The organism is Marinitoga arctica (genome assembly GCF_054657315.1).
Map to the genome: position 1 here is coordinate 1 of NZ_BAAHYY010000103.1, position 254 is coordinate 254.

General features: G+C 22.4%; 1 pseudogene. It reads left to right on the forward strand.

The features are described 5' to 3' along the window. Positions 1-254, forward strand: a pseudogene (locus ACYQ44_RS10550) (AAA-like domain-containing protein); the annotation flags it as partial.

Below are 254 nucleotides of genomic sequence, written 5' to 3' on the forward strand. Positions count from 1 at the left end.
GGATTAACCAATGGACTAGCATATGACTTAGTAATGAAAAAAGCAAAAGGAGAAAAAATAATAACAGAAAAACATTTTGAAAAAACATTATATGACTATATAAGAAAATACATAGATAAAAATATGGAAAATATAATATCAAAAGCGAAAAAAGAAAAAGAAATAATGATGAAAATATTATTTGAACCAGAAAGTGTTGAATTTGATATAAGTGATGAAAGAATAAAATTCCTATATTTAAACGGAGTAATAGA